At 73.4% G+C, this 19,689-nt stretch carries 16 protein-coding genes, 1 tRNA gene and 2 pseudogenes; 14 read left to right on the forward strand and 5 right to left on the reverse strand.

Translation table 11 applies throughout. The annotated features are described in order from the left end of the window. The first annotated feature begins 89 nt into the window (after positions 1 to 89). The 8 genes and pseudogenes from IG74_RS0130545 to IG74_RS0130580 all read left to right on the forward strand — a co-directional run bounded on the left by IG74_RS0130545 (position 90) and on the right by IG74_RS0130580 (position 9,774). Positions 90 to 1,256 (forward strand): glycosyltransferase, encoded by a 1,167-nt coding sequence (locus IG74_RS0130545; RefSeq protein ID WP_030683989.1) that lies wholly within the window; start codon positions 90 to 92, stop codon positions 1,254 to 1,256. Next, on the forward strand, positions 1,253 to 2,803 hold the full coding sequence (locus IG74_RS0130550) for a sugar transferase (RefSeq protein WP_030683991.1): 1,551 nt from the start codon (positions 1,253 to 1,255) through the stop codon (positions 2,801 to 2,803). The genes IG74_RS0130545 and IG74_RS0130550 overlap by 4 nt, the downstream gene beginning before the upstream one ends. A 6-nt stretch (positions 2,804 to 2,809) precedes the next feature. Then, positions 2,810 to 4,192, forward strand: a complete 1,383-nt coding sequence (locus IG74_RS0130555; protein ID WP_420709962.1) for an O-antigen ligase family protein — start codon at positions 2,810 to 2,812, stop codon at positions 4,190 to 4,192. After that, positions 4,189 to 5,940 (forward strand): lipid II flippase MurJ, encoded by a 1,752-nt coding sequence (gene murJ / locus IG74_RS0130560; protein WP_078869139.1) that lies wholly within the window; start codon positions 4,189 to 4,191, stop codon positions 5,938 to 5,940. Before IG74_RS0130555 ends, murJ begins: the two co-directional genes overlap by 4 nt. Next, a pseudogene (locus tag IG74_RS0130565) lies at positions 5,930 to 6,658 on the forward strand (polysaccharide deacetylase family protein); the annotation flags it as partial. The gene murJ and the pseudogene IG74_RS0130565, both read left to right, overlap by 11 nt. Positions 6,659 to 6,876: 218 nt before the next feature. Continuing rightward, entirely contained in the window at positions 6,877 to 8,025 is a 1,149-nt protein-coding gene (locus IG74_RS0130570; RefSeq protein ID WP_030683998.1) for a glycosyltransferase, read from the forward strand. Further along, on the forward strand, positions 8,018 to 8,662 hold the full coding sequence (locus tag IG74_RS0130575; RefSeq protein WP_037826279.1) for an LPS biosynthesis protein: 645 nt from the start codon (positions 8,018 to 8,020) through the stop codon (positions 8,660 to 8,662). Before IG74_RS0130570 ends, IG74_RS0130575 begins: the two co-directional genes overlap by 8 nt. 17 nt (positions 8,663 to 8,679) lie before the next feature. Beyond that, positions 8,680 to 9,774 (forward strand): GNAT family N-acetyltransferase, encoded by a 1,095-nt coding sequence (locus IG74_RS0130580; protein WP_030684002.1) that lies wholly within the window; start codon positions 8,680 to 8,682, stop codon positions 9,772 to 9,774. Between the two features lie 34 nt (positions 9,775 to 9,808). Here the strand turns inward: IG74_RS0130580 and IG74_RS0130585 are convergent, their stop codons facing one another. After that, the gene (locus IG74_RS0130585; RefSeq protein WP_030684003.1) at positions 9,809 to 11,131 is read right to left on the reverse strand and encodes a glycoside hydrolase family 26 protein; all 1,323 of its coding nucleotides are present in this window, start codon (positions 11,129 to 11,131) and stop codon (positions 9,809 to 9,811) included. A gap of 127 nt (positions 11,132 to 11,258) precedes the next feature. On the opposite strand from IG74_RS0130585, the gene IG74_RS0130590 reads away from it, so the two are divergent. Then, entirely contained in the window at positions 11,259 to 12,494 is a 1,236-nt protein-coding gene (locus IG74_RS0130590) for an ATP-grasp domain-containing protein (protein ID WP_158857834.1), read from the forward strand. A gap of 82 nt (positions 12,495 to 12,576) precedes the next feature. Here the strand turns inward: IG74_RS0130590 and IG74_RS54455 are convergent, their stop codons facing one another. The 3 genes and pseudogenes from IG74_RS54455 to IG74_RS53610 all read right to left on the reverse strand — a co-directional run bounded on the left by IG74_RS54455 (position 12,577) and on the right by IG74_RS53610 (position 14,676). Continuing rightward, positions 12,577 to 13,758, reverse strand: coding sequence for a chaplin (locus IG74_RS54455; RefSeq protein ID WP_051855671.1), 1,182 nt, complete (start codon positions 13,756 to 13,758; stop codon positions 12,577 to 12,579). A 118-nt stretch (positions 13,759 to 13,876) separates the two neighbouring features. Next, positions 13,877 to 14,134 carry a chaplin gene (locus IG74_RS0130605; RefSeq protein ID WP_030684007.1) on the reverse strand — a complete coding sequence of 86 codons (258 nt, stop codon included), beginning with the start codon at positions 14,132 to 14,134 and terminating at the stop codon, positions 13,877 to 13,879. 264 nt (positions 14,135 to 14,398) lie between these two features. Then, positions 14,399 to 14,676: pseudogene (locus IG74_RS53610) on the reverse strand (rodlin). A 339-nt stretch (positions 14,677 to 15,015) separates the two neighbouring features. On the opposite strand from IG74_RS53610, the gene IG74_RS0130610 reads away from it, so the two are divergent. From IG74_RS0130610 to IG74_RS0130630, 4 genes are all read left to right on the forward strand, one after another. Further along, positions 15,016 to 15,372, forward strand: coding sequence for a rodlin (locus IG74_RS0130610; protein WP_030684009.1), 357 nt, complete (start codon positions 15,016 to 15,018; stop codon positions 15,370 to 15,372). 512 nt (positions 15,373 to 15,884) lie between these two features. Beyond that, a complete protein-coding gene (locus tag IG74_RS0130615) occupies positions 15,885 to 16,292 on the forward strand; it encodes a rodlin (protein WP_030684010.1) in 408 nt (135 codons plus the stop codon). Between the two features lie 229 nt (positions 16,293 to 16,521). Further along, positions 16,522 to 17,352, forward strand: coding sequence for an LPXTG cell wall anchor domain-containing protein (locus IG74_RS52855; RefSeq protein ID WP_199818902.1), 831 nt, complete (start codon positions 16,522 to 16,524; stop codon positions 17,350 to 17,352). Between the two features lie 241 nt (positions 17,353 to 17,593). Further along, a complete protein-coding gene (locus tag IG74_RS0130630) occupies positions 17,594 to 18,796 on the forward strand; it encodes a low temperature requirement protein A (protein WP_037826288.1) in 1,203 nt (400 codons plus the stop codon). 61 nt (positions 18,797 to 18,857) lie between these two features. Here the strand turns inward: IG74_RS0130630 and IG74_RS0130635 are convergent. After that, positions 18,858 to 18,930 (reverse strand) — tRNA-Ala (locus IG74_RS0130635). A gap of 184 nt (positions 18,931 to 19,114) precedes the next feature. Here IG74_RS0130635 and IG74_RS0130640 point away from each other — a divergent pair. Further along, the gene (locus IG74_RS0130640; protein ID WP_030684016.1) at positions 19,115 to 19,663 is read left to right on the forward strand and encodes a helix-turn-helix domain-containing protein; all 549 of its coding nucleotides are present in this window, start codon (positions 19,115 to 19,117) and stop codon (positions 19,661 to 19,663) included. Positions 19,664 to 19,689: the final 26 nt, after the last annotated feature.

Genomic DNA, 19,689 nt, shown 5'->3' on the forward strand with positions numbered 1-19,689 from the left:
CCTTCCGGGGCCGCCACGCGGCCCGCGGCCGTCGCCCCGTCGCGCGGCGGTAACGCACCTTGCCTCGCACCCACTCAGAGGAATCGCGCATGCCGCAGCCGTCGGTCCTCCCTCCCCCGCGTGTCCTGCACGTCAGCCAGCCCGTGGACGGCGGGGTGGCGCGCGTGGTCCTGGACCTCGTCGCGGCCCAGCGCGCCGCGGGCCTCGACGTCCATGTGGCCAGCCCCGGCGGCGTCCTCGCGGGCGGCCGCGGCCACGCCTGGGCGGCGAGCCGCTCCCCCGGGCCCGCGCTGTGGTCCGAGGTCCGCGAGCTCGCCCGCGTCGTGTCCCTCGTGCGCCCGGACCTCGTGCACGCACACAGCGCCAAGGCGGGCCTCGCCGTGCGGCTCGCCGTGCGCGGGCGCGTGCCCACCGTCTTCCAGCCGCACGCCTGGTCGTTCGAGGCCGTCGGCGGGGTGACGGCGGCGCTCGCCCGCGCCTGGGAACGGCACGGCGCCCGCTGGACGGCCCGGCTCGTGTGCGTCAGCGAGGCCGAACGCCACACCGGGCGGCGCGCGGGCGTCGGCGGCGCGGCCCGGGTCGTGCCCAACGGCATCGCCGTCGACCGCTTCCCGCCCCTGGACAGGGGAGCGAGCCGGGCCGCGCTGCCGCTGCTGCCGCCCGCGCGCGACGCCGCGACACCGCTGGTGGTGTGCGTGGGGCGACTGTGCCGCCAGAAGGGGCAGGACGTGCTGCTCCGGGCCTGGCCGGCCGTCACCGCGGCGCTGCCCGCCGCCCGCCTCGCCCTCGTCGGCGACGGCCCTGACGCCGGGGCCCTGCGGGCGCGCGCCGACGGCTCGGTGCTCTTCGCCGGAGCCGTCCCGGACGCGGCGCCGTGGTACCGCGCGGCCGACGTGGTCGTCCTGCCGTCGCGCTGGGAAGGCATGGCGCTGGCCCCGCTGGAGGCCATGGCGTGCGGCAGGCCCGTCGTGGTCACCGAGGTGAACGGCGCGCGCGAGAGCCTGCCGCCCGACCTCGCGCCCCACGCCCTGGTGCCCCCGGAGAACCCCGACGCCCTGGCCCGCGCGCTCATCGCCCTCCTCGAAGACCGGGCGCTGCGCGACCGGTTCGGCGCCCGGGCGCGCCGCCACGTACTCGACCACCACGACGTGCGGCACACCGCCCGCGCGATCGAAGAGGTCTACCGCGAACTGCTCGGCACGGCACCCCCCACGTACGCGGCCGCCACGAAGGACAGGGAGTCCACCAACCCGTGAGTGCGGAACGAACCGTCGCCACCTCGTCAGGGGAGCTGAGACAGCACCAGCAGGACCCGGCCGCGGCCGTCGTCGTGGCGCCCCGGGAGGCGCTGGCCAGGCGCGTCGGGCACGGCTCTCGACGGCCCGCGCGCCAACAGGCCATGGTCTGGCCGCTGTTGGCTGTGGACGGGGCCGCGGCGGCACTCGGCGTGTGCGCCTACGCCGCGTACGCGTCCGGGTCCGGGTCCGCCTGGTCGTCGGCCGTCCTCTGGCCTACCGCTCCCTGGACCCTCGTCTCCTGGGCCGCCGCGATGGCGCTCCTGGCCACGGCCGTCGTCGCGCTCCACGCCCACGGCGGTCTGTACCGGACCACGCGGATGCCGCGCGTGCTCGACGAACTGCCCGCGCTCGGCGGGCGCGTGGCGGTCGCCTGGTGCGTGACGGCCACCTGCGCCGCGTCGCTGTCCGGCCTTCCCGTCCTGCCGCCGCTCGCCCCGCTGGCCTCCCCGTCGGCCGTGCCGCTCCTGACGGCGTGCGCGGCGCACTGCGCGCTGAGCGCGCTCGGCCGGGCGCTGGTGTACCGGCGGTTCCGCAGGGCGCTCACGCGCGGGCCCCGGCCGGTGCTCGTCCTCGGTCACGGACCGCGTGCCCGCGCGGTCGCCACCGCGCTGCTGCGCCAGCCCCGGTGCGGGATGCGCCCGGTCGGCGTCGTCTGCGACCCCGCCGACCTCGCCGCCCAGGGCCAGGACACGGGGCCCGGCCTGCCGGTGCTCTGCACCGTGGACGAACTCCAGCGCGCCGCCATCCAGAACGACATCCGCACCGTGCTGATCGCCACCGGCCGTACGGACTCCCGCGAGCACTGGCTGCCCGCCCTGCGCGCGCTCGGCTGCGACCTGTGGGAACTCGCCCCGGTGGACGCTCCCGCGCGCCACCAGCACGTGGCCGGGTTCCCGTGCCGCCCGCTGCCGCCCGGCGGGCCGCTCCGCACCAGCCTGCGCAAGCGCGCCCTCGACGTGCTGGTGTCGGCCGCGCTGCTGGTCGTCGCCGCGCCGGTCCTGCTGGTGTGCGCGGCGCTCCTGCGCGCCCTGGAAGGGCCCGGGATCGTGTTCCGCCAGGAGCGCGTCGGCAAGGGCGGCCGTCCGTTCACCCTGCTGAAGTTCCGCACCCACCGGCCCGCCGACCCGCAGGAGGCCGCGACCCGGTGGAGCGTCGCCGACGAGCACCGGATGAGCGCGTACTGCCGCTTCCTGCGCCGCACCTCCCTCGACGAGCTGCCGCAGCTGTGGAACGTGCTGCGCGGCGACATGAGCCTGGTCGGACCGCGCCCCGAACGTCCCTACTTCGTGGCCCAGTTCAGCCAGAAGTACCCCGACTACGCGCACCGCCACCGCATGCCCACCGGCATCACCGGGCTCGCCCAGATCCACGGCCTGCGCGGGGACACCTCCATCGAGGACCGGTGCCGCTTCGACAACACGTACATCGACAGCTGGTCCTTCTGGCAGGACCTGTGCATCCTCCTGCGCACCGTCGGCTGTCTCGTACGCCACTCGGGGAGCTGAGGCACGGTGCCCACCGCTGATCACGCGCTGGCGCCGCCGCCCGCCGCCGCTCCGCCGTTCCTCACGGTCCTCGCGCCCGCCGTGCGGCGGGCCGCGCCCGTGCTGCCCGTCGTCGCCGTCGTGGCGCTGCTCGCGCTCCCGGTGCCCGCAGGGGGCTCCGGCGACGGCCCGCAGATCACGGTCGCCGACGTGGCCTCCGGGCTCGTCGTGGTGCTGTGCGTCCTGACCGCCGTGCGCTCCGCGCGGCGCCCGCTGACACGGACCGCGGCGCTCCTGTTCGGTCTGCCCGTGGTCGGTGTGACGGTCGCCGCGTGCGCCGCGCCGACCGGTGGCGCCGCGCTCGCCGGGGCCGCCCGCTACCTCCAGGTCTTCGTCCTGGTGCCGCTCGCCGTCCTCTCGCTGCTCCGGGACGGCCGTGACGTACGCCTGGTGGCCTGGTCGTTCGTCGGGCTCGCGGGGTGGCAAGGCGGGCTCGGCGTGCACCAGTACGCCACCGGGACCGGCGCCTCGTACATGGGCGAGGACATCCGCGCGGTCGGGACCTTCGGGCCGACGGACGTCATGGGGATGGCCACCGTCGTGTCCTTCGGAGTGGTCTGCGCCCTCGCCCTCGCCTTCCGCGACGGCGCGCCCCGGCAGCGGGCCGCCGCGGTCACCTGCGCGGCCCTGCTGCTCGTGCCGCTCGCCCTGTCCTTCAGCCGGGGTGCCTGGATCGCCACGGCGGCGGCCTGCGGCGTGGTCCTGGTGCTCGCCGGGGTGCGGCGGGCGCTGCGCGTGCTGCTCGCCGCGACCGCCGCGGCCGTGGTCCTCGTCGGCGGCTTCGGAGTGGGCTCGCAGATGCTGCAACAGCGCCTGGGCAGCATCACCGAAGTCGCCGACGCGCCCGACCAGTCGGTCACCGACCGGTACACGATGTGGGCCGCGTCCGTCGCCATGTGGCGCGAGCGCCCGGTCACCGGCGTGGGCCTCAAGGGCTTCCCCGAGTACCGCGACAGCCACGCCTCGGTCGCGCTCTCCTCCGGCAGCGACACCGCGGGCGCGGGCCACGGCTTCGCCCGCCAGCCGCTGCTCTCCCCGCACAACATGTACCTGCTGATCCTCAGCGAGCAGGGGCTGCTCGGCCTGTGCGCCCTCGCGGGCTGCTGGGTGGGCCTCCTGGTGTGCGGACTGCGCCGCTGGGCCCGCACGCGGGCGCGGCCCGCCGTCGCGGCCGGTGACCGACTCGACTGCGCGCTCCTGGCCTGCGGCCTCCTCGTGTGGCAGCTGGTCGACTTCCTGTACGCCGACATCGGCGGGCCCTCGACGGTGCTCACGGCCGTCGTCCTCGGGGTCGCCGCCTGGTGGGGGGTCGGCGACCACATGCGCCGGCGGGAGGTGCCGACGCCATGATCACGGCCTCCGGGGGTGGGGACACGGGAGCACTGCGGGCTCCCGGGGAGGCTCCCGTCGACGTACACCCGCGAGCGGATTCCCCCGACGAGGCGGTGCGGGCGGTTCCCGCGGGCTCTGCCGGTCATGGGGCGGTGCCGCCCGCCGACCAGGCAGAGGATCCCGGTGGCGCCGGACCCGCGCGGGGTGGCAGCTTCCTCGCCAGGGCCGCGCTCGTCACCGCCGCCCTGTCCGTCGCCGGGTCGCTGCTCGGGCTCGCGCGGGACCAGGCGCTCGCGCACTTCTTCGGCGCGGGCACCGACACCGACGCCTTCCTGGTGGCCTGGACCGTGCCGGAGATGGCGGCCACGCTCCTCATCGAGGACGGCCTGGCCTTCTTCCTCGTACCGGCGTTCAGCCTGGCCCTGGCACAGCGCGGGCGCGGCACGGGGCGCGACCCCGTGCGTGCCCTGGTCGCCGCTTCGCTGCCCCGGATGTGTCTGTGCTTCGCGGCCGCCGCCCTGGTCCTCGCCCTCGCGGCACCCTGGGTGGTGGCGGCCCTGGCGCCCGGCCTGCCGGACCAGGGCCTTGCCGTGGACTGCACGCGACTCACGGCGACCTGCGCCTTCTCGTTCGGCCTCGCGGGCTACTGCAGCGCCGCGCTCCGCGCCCACCAGCGCTACACCGTGCCCGCCACGATCTACGTCGTCTACAACGCGGCCATCATCGCCACGCTCGCCCTGCTCGCCGCGCGCTGGGGGGTCCGGGCCGCGGCGGCGGGGGTCGCGGTGGGCGGCGCGCTGATGGTGGTCGCGCAAGTTCCGTCACTGCTGCGGCAGTTGCGGCACGGCCGCGGAACGGGCTCGGCCCGGACCCTTGCCGAGGCGCCCTCCACGCGGCTGCGGACCACGGTCATCTGGACCGTGCTGCTCTTCGCGCTGTGCCGCCAGTCGCAGGTCCTCATCGAGCGGTTCCTGGCCTCGTCGCTGCCCGGCGGCGCCATCTCGCACCTGAACTACGCGCAGAAGGTCGCGCAGATGCCGATGGCTCTGGCCCTCATGCTGTGCACCGTCACCTTCCCCGTCCTGGCCCGGGCGCAGGCCGAGGGGCAGACCCTCAAGGCGCGGGACCGTGTGGAGCGGGACGTCGTGGTGGCCGGGTGCGTGGTGCTGCTCGGCGCGGCCGCCGTGGTCGCCGGGGCGCACCCGATCATCCAACTCCTCTTCGAGCGCGGCGCGTTCACCTCCGAGGACACCGCCGCCACGGCCTCCGTCATGCGCGTGTACTCGATGGGGCTGCTCGGCCACACCCTCGTCGGTGCCCTCGCCCGCTCGTACTTCGCGGGCGGCCGCGTCACCTGGGCGCCGGTGAGCGCGATGGGTCTCGGCATCGTCGCCACGGCCGGCCTCGGCGTGCTGAGCGTCGGCACCTTCGGGGTGTACGGGATCGCCGCCTCCAACGCCATCGGCATCTGCCTCACCGCCACGCTGCTGCTGCGCGGCATGGGTCCGCGCACGGTTCCCATCCGCATCCCCAAGGTCGTCGCGGAGCTCTCCGGGCTCGTCCTCGCCGCCGCCGTCGCGACGCTTCTCGGCGCGCTCTGCGCACGCTCACTGACCGCACCGGTACCCGCCCTGCTGGCCTGCGGCCCGACCGTGCTCCTGACCTTCGTCCTGGTGGGCTGGTCCTTGCGCGTCGGCCCGCTGGTCTCCGCCGTCTCCGCCCTCGGCCCCGCCCTACGAAAGCTGGCTTCGCGTCATGACCGCTGACACCAGACCCGCCCCCCGCGCCGCCTCCACACGGGCGTGGATCGCGATGTACCACTCCGTGGACCGCTGCCCCGACGACCCGTACCAGATCACCGTCACCCCCGAGCGTCTCGACGCCCAGCTCGCCGGGCTGCGCCGCCGCGGCCTCACCGGGGTGTCCATGGCCGAGCTGCTGCGCGCCCGCACCGAGGGCCGCGCCGACGGGCTCGTCGGCCTCACCTTCGACGACGGCTACCAGGACTTCGTGGACCACGCCCTGCCGCTGCTCCGCCGCCACGGCTGCACCGCCACGCTCTTCGTCCTGCCCGGGCGCCTGGACGGGGACAACGCCTGGGACCCGCTGGGCCCGCGCAAGCCCCTGCTCGGCGCCACCGGCATCCGCGCCGCACACGACAGCGGCATGGAGGTGGCCTCGCACAGCCTGACCCATGTGGACCTCACGCAGGCCGATGACGAGCAGCTCCAGCACGAGATCGCGGGCAGCCGCACCGCCCTCGTCCAGCTCATCGGCGCTCCCGTGGACGGCTTCTGCTATCCGTACGGGTACGTCGACACCCGGGTCCGTGACGCGGTCCGTGCGGCCGGGTACCGCTACGCCTGCGCCATCGACCCCGGCCCCCTCGCCGGGGACTTCACCCTGCCGCGCGTCCACATCGGGCAGCGGGACATCGGCGTACGACTGTGGCTCAAGGAGCGGCTGAACCGCAGGCGGGGAAGGATGCTGCCGACGGCGGGGGGCTCTTCGGCGGGGGTGCCCTGCGGGCATGTTTCACGTGAAACAGCCCCACGTGTTTCACGTGAAACCACGCCGCGTGTTCCACGTGAAACATCGGCCGGTGCGTCGGCCGACCCTCACGGCACCCCGAACGCCCGCGACACGTCAAACTCTCGTGGTACGTCCACCACAGCGGCCGCACCCCCCGGGGCGGTGAAACCGTGAGGGCCCTGCACGTCATCACCGGCCTCGGCATGGGCGGCGCCGAGCAGCAACTGCGGTTGCTGCTGCGGCACTTGCCCGCCAGCTGCGATGTCGTCACGCTCACCAACCCCGGCTCGGTCGCCCGCCAGATCATGGCCGAGGGCACCCGCGTCACCCACCTCGGCATGACCGGCAACCGCGATCTGTCCGCTCTGCCCCGCCTCACCAAGCTGATCCGCGCAGGGCACTACGACGTGGTCCACACCCATCTGTACCGGGCCTGTCTGTACGGCCGGATCGCCGCCCGCATCGCGGGCGTTCGCGCGGTGGTGGCCACCGAGCACTCGCTGGGCGAGTCACAGATGGAGGGACGCCCCCTGACGGGCGGCGTGCGCGCCCTGTACCTCGCCGGGGAACGCCTCGGCCGCGTCACCGTCGCCGTATCGCCCGCCGTCGCCCGGCGCCTGCACCGCTGGGGCGTGCCCCGGCAGCGCATCAGCGTCGTACCGAACGGCATCGACGCGGACCGCTTCCGCTACGACCCCGCCACCCGCGCGACCGCCCGTCGCCGCCTGGACCTGCCGGAAGACGCTTATGTCGTCGGGGGAGTGGGCCGCCTCACGCCCGGCAAGCGCTTCGACGTGCTGCTGCGCGCCGTCGCCCAGCTCCCGGGAGACGTCGTGGCCGTCCTCGTCGGCACGGGGCCGCAGGAGGCCGAGCTGCGGGGCCTCGCCGAGCGGCTGCGGATCACGGGCCGCGTGCGGTTCGCGGGGGAGGCCCGGCACGAGCCCGACGTCACCCCGTCGGACGGCACCGACCTGCCCGCGCTCCTGTCGGCCATGGACGCGCTCGCCTCGCCGTCGCCCGAGGAGGCCTTCGGGCTCGCTCTCCTGGAGGGCCTGGCCAGCGGGCTTCCCGTGCTCTACGCCGACTGCCCGGCCATCGACGCCCGGCCCTGCGCCGAGCGCGGCCTCGCCATGCCCTGCGCGAGCGACCCGGACTCCCTCGCCCGTGCCCTGCACACGCTGCGCCCGCGCGGCACCGCGGCCCGCACGGCACCGCCCGCCGCCCACCACTACAGCATCGCCCGCAGCGCCGGGCAGCTGATGAACGTCTATGAGTCGGCCCTCTCCGGCTCGACCTCTGAGGTGACCTTCGATGCGTAACCCCTTCCCCGCCCGGCTCGACGGCGCTCGCGCCCGACTGACCCGGCTGCCGCGCTGGTGGCCCCTGCCCGCCTGCGCGCTGCTCGGCGCCACCGCGGGCGGCGCGTACGGCGTCCTGCAGACCCCGCAGTACTCGGCGACCAGCTACGTCATCGCCGTACCGCAGGACCGCTCGGACCCGGCGGCGGCGCTCGGCTACGCGCAGGCCTACGGCCGGGTCGCGACCCAGCTGGCCGTCCTCGGCGACGCCCAGGTCGCGGCGGGCATGTCGGCCACGCGGCTCAAGGACAGCGTGCGCGTGGCGACCTCGCCGGACGCGCCGATGATCGCCATCACCGCGTCCTCGTCCCACCCGGGCGAGGCCGCGCTCACCGCCAACGCCGTGGCCCGCTCCCTCACGGTCAGCGCCAACCACGCCAAGAAGAGCACCCAGATCAAACTCCTTCCGTTCTCCCGCGCGCTGCGGCCCACCGCGCCCTCGTCGGTGTCGACGCCGGTCAGCGCCCTGGTCGGCACCAGCGCGGGCGGCCTCCTCGGCGGACTCGCCCTCCTGGTGCGGCCCCGGCGCCCCGCGGCCCGTGCGGGCACGGCGGCCGTGCCCGCGCCGACGCCGGTCCTGGCCGGGGACGCGGTGTGACGGCGGCGGGCAGACGGATGACCGTGGAACTCTGCGTACGGGAAGAGGAGTTCGAGCGCCTGGGCGCGCCGTGGGGACGGCTCTACCGGTCGTGCCACGCGGCGACGCCGTTCCAGAGCCACGCCTGGCTGTCCTCCTGGTGGCAGTCGTACGGCACGCGGGGACGGCTGCGGGTCCTGCTGGTCCGGGACGGCGAGGAACTGGTCGCGGCCGCGCCCCTCATGCGGTCGCGCGGTCCGCTGCCCGTGCTCACGCCGCTGGGCGGCGCCATCTCCGACTTCACCGACGTCCTGCTCGACGAGGCGGCGGGGGACGGCCTGCGCGCCCTGACCGAAGGCCTCGCGGGTCTGGCGCGCGGCGCCCTGCTCGACTTCCGCGAGGTCCGCCCGGGCGGCTGCGTGGAGCGTGTGTACGCGCGCTGGCGCGGGCCGCGCCACGTCGTGGACGACTCGCCCTGCCTCGAACTCCCGCCGCTGCCCATGGAAGAGCTGCTCGCCCGGCTGCCGACGCCCCGGGCCCAGCGCACCCGCGCCAAGCTGCGCAAACTCGCGAAGCTCGGCGTGGAGTCACACGTCGTACCCGCGGAGGACGTACCGGAGTCCCTGCGGACGCTGCTGCGGCTCCACCAACTCCAGTGGCAGGGGCGGAAGGTGACGAGCGAGCACCTGCGGCCGCGCTTCCGCGAGCACCTGATCCGGTCGGTGCGGCCCATGGTGGCCGCGGGCGAGGCGGTCGTCACCGAGTTCCGTCTGGACGGCGAGGTGATGGCGGCGGACCTGACGCTCCTGTCCGGCGGTCTGGCCGGGGGCTATCTGTACGGCGCGCATCCGCTGCTGCGGGAGCGCAAGGCGGACGTGGCGACCATGCTCCTGGACGCCTGCACCCGGCACACCGCGGGCGAACGGCCCCGCACGCTCAGCCTGTTGCGCGGCACCGAGCCCTACAAGCGGCACTGGCGGCCCGACCCGGTCGTCAACCGCCGCTATCTGCTGGCCCGTACCGGCACGGCCCCGCTGCTCGCCGCGGCCGCCACCTCGGCGGCCGCCCGCCGCTGGGGCAAGCGGGCGCTCGACGCCCGGCGTGAGCGTCGCGGTGACGCGGCCCCCGAGTAGGTCCGCGCCACCGCGACCGATCGTGCGGCCCGCCTCAGCGGTCCCTGCGCCACCAGTCGAAGCGCAGGCACAGCTTGCCTCCCAGCCAGTACTCGACCCAGTCGCCCAGGTCCAGCGGCGAGCACGCGGCCGGTGTCGGCTCGGTCGGCTCGGGCGGCGTGTCCCCGCGTCCGGTGAGGAGTTCGCGGTAGACCCGCGAGGACTTGGGGTTGGTGGAGCACTGCCACACACCGTGTGGGCAGTAGTCGGTGATGGTGTTGTAGAGCGGCTCCTTCTCGTCCATCCAGGCCAGCATGCGGCGCATGTACTCCGCGTTGTCGCCGTTGCGGAACAGGCCCCACTCGGGATACGAGATGGCCTTCTTGTGCTCCGCCGCGAACTCGACGTGGTGCTGGAGCCCGTACGGCTCGCTCACCTGCTCGTCGAACGCCATGCCCCGCGGCTGGTCGTACGAGTCCATGCCGATGATGTCGACGACGTCGTCACCGGGGTAGCACTCGGTCCAGGGAACGGCGTCCCGGCCGCGGCTCGGCGTGAAGTCGAACTTGAACTTCTGCCCCGGCACCGCGCGCATGGCCGTGACGATGCGCTTCCAGTACGCCTTCCAGGACGCCGGGTCGGGAGCGCACCGGTGCGTGTACGTGATGCCGTTCATCTCCCAGCCGAGGACGAGGACCGTGTCCGGCACCCCGAGGTCGACCAGGCGCCGCGCGAGCACCCGGTAGTGCTCGTCGAACTCGCCCGCCGCGCCCCGGCGCAGCAGCGAGCGCACCGCGTAGTCGCCGACGCCCTCCTCGTTGCGGTCGAGCATCGGCACGTTCAGCACGAAGAGCCGGTCGTCCCGCTCCTTGCGCCAGTCCGCCCAGCTCTCCAGGAAGGTGGGCGCGCCCTCGATGTTGCTCCACCGGTCCCCCGGCAGGTACGTGTGCCCGACCCGCAGCTTCGCGCCGCCGAGCCACTGGCTGAGCTCCTCGATCCGGCGGGGGCCGCGCGAGCCGTAGTCGACGTACGCGCCGAAGTTGCTCACCCGGGCGCTGTCGGCGGGCGACGGCACGGCGGGCGCGGCGGGCGGCTGGGGAGCGGCGGGGCTCGCGGGGACGGGGCTGGCAGGGCTCACGGGGGTGGCCGGAGTCGTCGGCGTCTCGGGAGCCGCCGGGGTTGCCGGGGTCGCGGGAGTCGCTGGGGTCGCGGGAGTCGCGGGAGCGGCCGGCACGGGCGGGGCGGGCGGCGGCGGTTCGTCGGCGCGCCGGACATCCACCGTGTACCCCGGCCCGGCGGCCAGCACGGCCGACATAATGACTCCGGCGGCGATAAAGACCGCGCGTTTACCGCGTCGATGACTGTGTCGGGTCCTCATGCCTGCTCCTCGATTCCGCCCCCGCCTACTGACGCTCAGTCATTTTTATGTTTATTGCGCCAATCGAGCTTCTAACCCTCCGCGCCGACAGATCGCCCCTTTGGGCGATCGAACAGTAAGGGCGAAAGTGCAGCGTCTGGATACACGCATCCCCGCGGTCCTGCTGCGGATCGACAGGAATTCCTTCCATCACGGAACGCTGGGCGCGGTGCGCTCCCTGGGGCGTGCGGGAGTGGAGGTGCACCTGGTCGCCGCCGATGCGCATAGCCCGGTGGCCCGCTCGCGTTATCTGCACCGGATGCACCCGCCGCCCGCGCCCTCCGCGCCCCCGGCGGAGGTGGCCGCCGCGCTGCTCCGCGTCGCCGCGACGCTGCGCGGGCCCGCCGTCCTCATTCCCCTGGACGACGCGGGCTCCCTGGCCGTCAGCGCCCTGCGGACCGAGCTGGGCGACCGGTTCCTGCTGCCCGCGATGGCGTCCGGTACGGCGGAGAGCGTGGCGGACAAGGCGGCGCTCGCCGAGCTGTGCGCGAGCGCCGGAGTGCCGCATCCGAGGACGGAACTGCCGGACTCGGCGGGCCGGGCCGAGGCGGTCGCCCGCAGCCTCGGCCCGGCGGCGGTGGCCAAGTGGAGCCGCCCCTGGTGCCTGCCGCGCGACGCGGGCCTGCACAGCACGGTCGTCGTCCGCTCCCCCGGCGAGGCCGCGGCCCTGTTCGAGCGCGGCGCGGAGGCGGGCAGCCCGCTGCTGCTCCAGGCCTTCGTGGCGGCGGGCGACGGCGCCGACTGGTTCGTGCACGGCTACGTGGGCCGCGACGGCCGCGTGCACGGCGGCGGCACGGGGCGCAAGCTGCGCGCCTGGCCCCGCGCGGCAGGGATCACCGTGCGCGGCGAGTGGGTGCCCAACCCCGCCCTGGAGGCCCTTGCCGTGCGGCTCGTGACGAGGGTCGGCTACCGGGGCGTCTTCGACCTCGACTTCCGCCAGGACGCCGCGACCGGCACGTACCACCTGCTCGACTTCAACCCGCGTCCCGGCGCCCAGTTCCGGCTCTTCGCGGACGGCGCCGAGCTCGACGTGGTGCGCGCGCTGCACCTGGACCTGACGCACCGCCCCCTGTCCGCCCCGCGGCCCGTGCCCGGCCGCACCTTCCTGGTGGAGAACTACGCCCCGCTGACCGCGCTCCTTCCCCGCCAGAGCACGGCGCGGGAGCTGGCCTGGCACGCCCCGGACGACCGCGCCCCCGGCACGGCCCTGCGCAGCCTGTGGGGCCGCAATGTCGTACGGCGCCTGCGTGAGCGCGTACGCGAGCGGGCGGTACCGGCGTCACGGACGGGCGTACGGGAGCCGGAGCGGCTCGGGAACGCGTGAAGCGTGGGGCGCCGACCCGGTCGGGGTCGGCGCCCCACGCTTCACGTGGCGACGCTCGGTTGGAACGTCCGGCGGACGTCGGTTACGGCCGGGCCGTGGCGCGGCCGCGCCGGTAGAGGATCGCGCCTGCGCCGAGGAGCGCGGTGCTCGCCGCGGCGAGGCCGAGGAGGCCCGGCTCCGCGCCCGTCCGCGCGAGCTGTGCCCGGGGAGCGGGGACGGCGTCGGCCCGGGGCGCGGGCGGCTTGGCCTCGCGCACCGGCTCGGGGGCCTCGGGCGGCGTCACCGACCGGGGCGGAGCCTTCGGTTCCGGCGCCGTGGGCTCGGCGGGGCGGACCGGGGGCTTCCCGCGCGGCGGCAGCGGCGGCTGCTCCTTCGGCGGGGTGGGCGTCGCGTGCTCCTCGCAACGGTTGCCGAAGGCCGGGTTGAGGGCCGCGACGAGGTCCGCGGTGTTGCCGCAGAGGTTCAGCACGGGCTCAAGGGGCAGCTGCCCGAGGTTGCCCGACAGGAGACCCGGCGAGTGCGAGGCCTCACCCGTGGCCGTGGCGCCCGCGGCGGCGGGCCGGGGCGCTGGGGGCGGCGTCATGGCGGCGGGCTTGGCCTCGGACTCGGCGGCGGGCCGCACGGCGGGCTCGGGGGCAGGCTGAGGAGCAGGCTTGGCGGCGTGCTTGGGAGCGTGCTTGACGGCAGGGGTCTGGGGGCGCGGGGCTTCCTGCCGGGGGGCCGCGTGCCGGGGGGCGTGCGGCCGGGACTCCTGCCGCGGGGCCGGGTGCGCCGTCGCGCGCTGGGTGGAGCGGTCGGCACGATCGGCACGGTCAGTGCGATCAGACGCTGCCGAGTGCTCCCCGTACGCGGGCGTCGCCGACGACTTCCGTTCCTGCGCGGGCGCCGCCTTCCGCTCGGCGCGGGCGGGCTTCGCCACCTCGCGGGCGGGCTTGGCCGCTTCACGGGCAGGCTTCGTCGCCTCGCGAGCGGGCGTCTTGGTCTCACGGGCGGGCGCCGTCGGTGCCTGCTGCGCACGGGCGGCGGCACGCTCCGGCGGGGCCGACCGCCCCGAGCTCGCGCAGCTGTTGCCGCTCGCCGGGTTGAGTCCTGCCGCAGCATCGGCGGTGTTGCCGCAGACGTTCACCGGCACTTCCACCGGGGCCTGCACGCTGTTGCCCGACAGGAGGCCGGGAGAACCGTGGGCCGCTCCGCTCGCGTCAGCCGCGAGGGCGGAGGTGCCAGACAGAGACAGGATGCTCGACGCCGCGGCGGCGGAGAGCATTCCTTTACTGAGGGCCTGTCGCAATCTAGTGATCTCTCTGTGCGGTGGAGCCGGCCTTGGCACCGAGTGGTCCGCCAAGGCCGGCGAAGGCGCAGCCTGAACAGCTGGGCTGGCTGCGTCAGTCGTTGACGCAGGTGTTGCCGAACGCCGGGTTCAGCAGCGCGAACAGGTTGGCGCTGTTGCCGCACACGTTGACGGGAACGTGGACGGGAACCTGGATGACGTTGCCGGACAGCACACCCGGGGAGCCGTGCGCGCCACCCTTGGCGTCGGCGTCCGCGAACGCCGGGGAAGCCACACCCAGAGCCAGAACCGCGCCCGCGACGATGGCCGCGCTCTTTTTGAGCTTCACAACATTTCCCTTCTGTCGGGTCACGCCTATACGGCGGCAGAAACCGGGCGGTCAATATTTGCTTCCCGCACCGTGACCTGAGTCCTGTTAACGAGGGGAATCGGCCGAAGAAACCGAGACGGTGCCGCGATTCGGAATTTCACTCGATTGACTCAGCATTGGCTCAGCACGCCAAGGTCCCCTGAGGCGGGGCGAGTTGAATACCCACCGCACGCAAAAGACCGCCCGGACCGCCGCCCCCGAAAGCGGGGTGCGGACGGCCCGGGCGGCCCCGGATCACGCGGTGGATCAGCCGTTGTTCACACCGTTGCCGGACAGCGCCGAGATGTCGTCCAGGATGTGCGACAGCGGCTCGTCGCCCTTGGCCTGCGTCGAGTTCTCGACACACTGCTGGTTCTGCGGCGCCGACAGGATCGGGATGTCCTGGACGGCGACTTGGCGTCGTTGCCGCTCATCGAGTGGGTGCCGTTGTCGTCACCAATGGCCAGCGCGGTGGGCGCGGCGGCGGCAGACATTCCGACGACGGACGCGGCGACCGCGGCCGCTGCCATTGACTTCTTAAGCATTTCCTGTTCCTTTTCCTGGACAGAGACACGGCTTGCTTCAGCTCGGTTCAACAGGCCGACAGGGCGCGCGGTTGCGCACATTCACTCCATCGGATCTTTTTCCCGGAGGGAACTCGACACCGCTCTGACAACGCGTCTGCCGGAAAGAAATCAGCTGATCGCACCACCCCAATCCTTTTGTCATTTCTTCTGCCTTCCCCCATCTCTGCGAGGAAGTAGGAGATTCATATTCCCGGCATGGGCCATCCGAGTGAACAGGAGCAACCACTGGCCATAGCGACAGTTACCCAAAGTGCTCCTGGAAGGGGCGGAGACGGGGCTCATCAGAAGGGAAATCCTGTGCTCAAGAAGGTTATGGCCGCCACCGCGGTCACCGCTTCCGCAGTAGGTATGACGGCCGCACTCGCACCCACCGCGAGCGCCATCGGCAACGACCACGGCACGACCTCTGCGAGCGGCAACGGCGCTTCGCAGGAGTTCGGCAACTTCGCCACGCACGGCAACATGAGCCCGCAGATGGCGCTCATCCAGGGCTCGTTCAACAAGCCCTGCATCGGCCTGCCTGCCAAGGCCAACGTGGGCTCGCTCGTCGGCGTGGTCCCGGTCGCCGTCCAGGACATCCCGATCCTGTCGGCGCCGCAGAACCAGCAGTGTGTCGAGAACTCGACGCAGGCCAAGGGCGACGAGCCGCTGTGACCGCCCCGCACGGGGCCCGGGCCGGCTCAGGGCCGCGGCCAGAAGTCACGTCCCACGAGCTTCTGCCACTCCTGATCGGGTCGGCCCGGAACTGTCTTTCCCTGAGCACTCCACTTGCTCAGCAGCGATTCGTAGATCGGCTCCACCCGGCATTCCGAGGATCGCCTGCTGACCGGAATGACACCCTGTCTCTGCCACTTTCCGCCAGGGTTGCTCATGCCCTCACCTCGACACCGTGAAGCTTTCGCTGTCTTACGTACTCGGTCGCCTTTTGCGTACTTGACCTACGTACCTGATTGCCCGCCCGGCAAAACAGCGGGCGGTCGCATCGGATACGCGCGGGCGACTCTCATGTAATACCCGAACGACACCCCGTCCGGTTCCACGATTCCACGTTCTGAGCGATGAGCCCACTAATGGGCCGACCAGGTCAAGGGGCGCAACTCCGGCGCCATCACTCAGTTGATCATCACGCGGCTCCGTCACGGAGCCTCTTTCCGAAGGGAACCCACATGAAGAAGGTCCTGGCCTCCGCCGCCATCGCCGCGTCCGTCGCGGGCATGTCGGCCGCCGCGGCCCCGCAGGCCCTCGCCATCGGCGACGACTCGGGCACCACCTCGAAGAGTGGCAACGGCGCTTCGCAGGCGTTCGGCAACTCCGCGACGCACGGCAACATGAGCCCGCAGATGTCAATCGTCCAGGGTTCGCTCAACAAGCCCTGCATCGGCCTGCCGGCCAAGCTGAACGCGGGCGCCATCGCCGGCCTGGTCCCGGTCGCCGTCCAGGACATCAACGTCCTGTCCGCCCCGCAGAACCAGCAGTGTGTCGAGAACTCGACGCAGGCCAAGGGTGACGAGCCGCTGTCGCACATCCTCAGCGACATCCCGATCCTCTCGGGCAACGGCGCCGGCAACCACTGACGCGTCCTCCCTCCCGCCACCGTTCGGGGCCGGCCACCGCCGTGGCCGGCCCCGAACGCGTCCTCGGCGGCCCCCACCGACCGCCCATGCCCGCCGCTCGTCTTCCGGTCGGGTGAAGGCACGAGCGGCACGCATCCTCTTCCGCGAGTCATCGGCGGCGGAGCAAAAGTGCCCTGTTTGGATGCGGATTAACCAGATTGTCTGCTTGTCTGCATGAAGGGATCCGATCATGCGAGTTCTGAGAAAGTCCGGGGCTGCCGTGGCCATGGCCGTCGGCACGGCCTGCGCCGTCGGCGTCGCGTGCGGCACCGCCCTGGCAGGGGACGCCGATCAGACACCAGGAGCAGCCGAGGTGCACGCGCCACCCGCCGCCGCGGCACCGCCCGCCTCAACGGGGGCGTCCGCGCGGAAGGCTGAGTCCCCATCAGGCGACACGGCACCCGACGGCGCCGCCGCCAAGCGGGCCGAGCCCCCATCACCCGCAGGCGACAAGCGGGCTGAGCCACCGTCATCGGCCGACGGACACGGCGACCGCGGCCCCGGCACGGACACGACCGCCCCGGACCACGGCGGCTCGACGGATTCCGGATACGACGGCACGCACGGTTCCGACTACGGCGACACGCACGAAGGCGACACGCACGAACACGGCTACGGCGACCGCGGAGAGCCCGGCTACGGCGGCTACGGGGATTCCGGTTACGGCGACGACCACGGGCCGTCCGGCTACGGCGACACCCCCTCCACGACGCCTCCGCCGCCCACGACGAAGCCGCCCACGACCCCGCCCCCGACGACGCGGCCGCCCACCTCGCAGCCGCCCACGTCACAGCCCCCGACGTCGCAGCCCCCCACGTCCGCCCCGCCGACGTCACAGCCGCCCACGTCCCGGCCGCCCACCTCGCAGCCGCCGTCCCCGTCGCCCAGCACCTCGCGCCCGCCCGAGCTGCCGCAGACCGGCCCCGGCAGCACCGTCGCCCTCGTCACCGCGAGCGGCCTCCTCATCGGTGCCGGAGTGCTCGTACGCCGTCTGAACCGCCGATTCGGTGACCGAGCGTAATGATCTGAACCAGGGTCAGCAGCCATCGGACACCACTCCATCAAACGCCTCTGACCTGCGAAAACACCACGAAAGCCGACGTGGGGCCCGCCTTGACACCTCAAGGCGGGCCCCACGTCGGTTGCTCGAGTGAACGCTTTCGAGCGCCCGCTCACCGACGGGCTGCGGACCCTGCCATCCCGGGACATTCTTGAGGGAAACGGCCGCCGCGCGGCCGGACCCGGGAGCGGGAGGCACGGTGATGAGCGAGAACACCCCGTCGGGCGTGGGGCACGGCCGGTCGGTGGTGCCGCTCGTGCCCATGACGGCCCGGCGCCGCGACGAGCCCCACCGCACGGCGACCCCGCTGGAGCTGCTCTTCGACCTGTGCTTCGTGGTCGCGGTGGCGCAGGCGGGCGCCCGCCTCGTGCACGCGATCGCCGAAGGAGACCCAGGTCACGGGATCGGCGGCTACTTCCTGGTCTTCTTCGCCATCTGGTGGGCCTGGGTGAACTTCACGTGGTTCGCGTCGGCCTACGACACCGACGACGTCCCGTACCGGCTCGCCACCCTCGTACAGATGGCGGGCGTCCTCGTGCTCGCCGCCGGGATCCCCCGGGCCTTCGACCACGGTGACTACGCCGTCGCCATCATCGGCTACGTGATCATGCGGGTGGCGCTCGCGTTCCAGTGGCTGCGCGCCGCGCGCGGTGAGACGGGGGCCGCCCGGCAGACCGCCCTGCGCTACGCCGCCGGGCTCGTGGTGGTGCAGGTCGGCTGGGTCGTCCTGCTGTTGCTTCCCGACGCCGCCTGGTGGTGGGGGTTCGTACCGCTGGCCGTCGCCGACCTCGCGGTGCCCGCCTTCGCCGAGCAGCACTACCGCACCACCTGGCACCCGCACCACATCGCCGAGCGCTACGGCCTGTTCACCATCATCGTGCTCGGCGAGACCATCGCCGCCGCCACCGTGGCGGTGCGCTCGGCCCTGGACGAGTCCGCCGCCCTGGACGAGCTGCTGCCGATCGCGGCCGGCGGGCTGCTGATCGTCTTCGCCGCGTTCTGGATCTACTTCGCCGTGCCCATCCACGAGTACCTGGCCACCCACCAGCACCCGTTCCTCTGGGCCTACAGCCACTACCTGATCTTCGGCTCGGCCGCCGCGATCGGCGCGGGCATCGAGGTGGCCGTCGAGCAGGCCACCCACCACGCCCACATCTCGACGCTCTCGGCGTCCCTCGCCGTCACCGTGCCGACGGCCCTGTTCATGATCACGACCTGGGCCGTGCACGCACGCCACTTCAAGCGCGGCACCGCCCAGCACGCCGTCCTGCCCGTGGGTGCCGCCCTGGTCCTGGCCAGCAGCTTCGCCGGCCACTGGGCCGTCCCGCTGGCGGGCCTCGCCCTGGCCTGCACGGTCACCGCAGGCATCTGGCTCGCTGCCCGGCCCGCGCCGCCAGCACCCTGACCAGCATCGCAAAAGAGCCCCTTTGCCCACGTTTCCGCAGGTCAAAGGGGCTCTCCAAGTGTGGAGCCTAGGGGAGTCGAACCCCTGACATCTGCCATGCAAAGACAGCGCTCTACCAACTGAGCTAAGGCCCCGGACAACGACACCCGTACGCGAAGATCACGACCGGGTGAGCGTCGCAGACCAGAGTACCGGGTCCCCCGGGGGATCTCGCAAAAGGATTGGGGGTCCCCGTGCGCGACCACTCTCCGTAAGATGCTCGACGTGGTTCGCGGCAGCGAACCGCAGTCCAATGGGGAAGCGATGGGGAGACGCAACATGGACGCTGCACAGCAAGAATCGACCGCAAGAGCACGGGAACTCCAGCGGAATTGGTACGGGGAGCCGCTGGGGGCACTCTTCCGTCGCCTCATCGACGACCTGGGCCTGAACCAGGCACGGCTGGCCGGGGTGCTCGGCCTGTCCGCGCCCATGCTGTCCCAGCTCATGAGCGGCCAGCGCGCCAAGATCGGCAATCCGGCCGTGGTCCAGCGCGTCCAGCTGCTGCAGGAGCTGTCGGGGCAGGTCGCGGACGGCAGCGTGAGCGCCGCCGAGGCAACCGACCGCATGGACGAGATCAAGAAGTCCCAGGGGGGTTCCGTACTGACCAACACCACCCAGACCACGTCAAGTTCGGGCGCTCCCACGGTCAAGCGCGTGGTGCGCGAGATCCAGTCGCTGCTGCGCTCCGTCGCGGCGGCGGGCGACATCATCGATGCCGCGGACTCCCTCGCCCCGACCCACCCGGAACTGGCAGAGTTCCTCCGGGTGTACGGGGCGGGCCGCACCGCGGACGCCGTCGCCCACTACGAGGCGCACCAGAGCTGAGCCGTCGGCCGGGCCGCTGCCGGGCG

Source organism: Streptomyces sp. NRRL B-1347, assembly GCF_000720325.1.
In the GTDB taxonomy this organism is placed as follows: Bacteria; Actinomycetota; Actinomycetes; order Streptomycetales; family Streptomycetaceae; genus Streptomyces.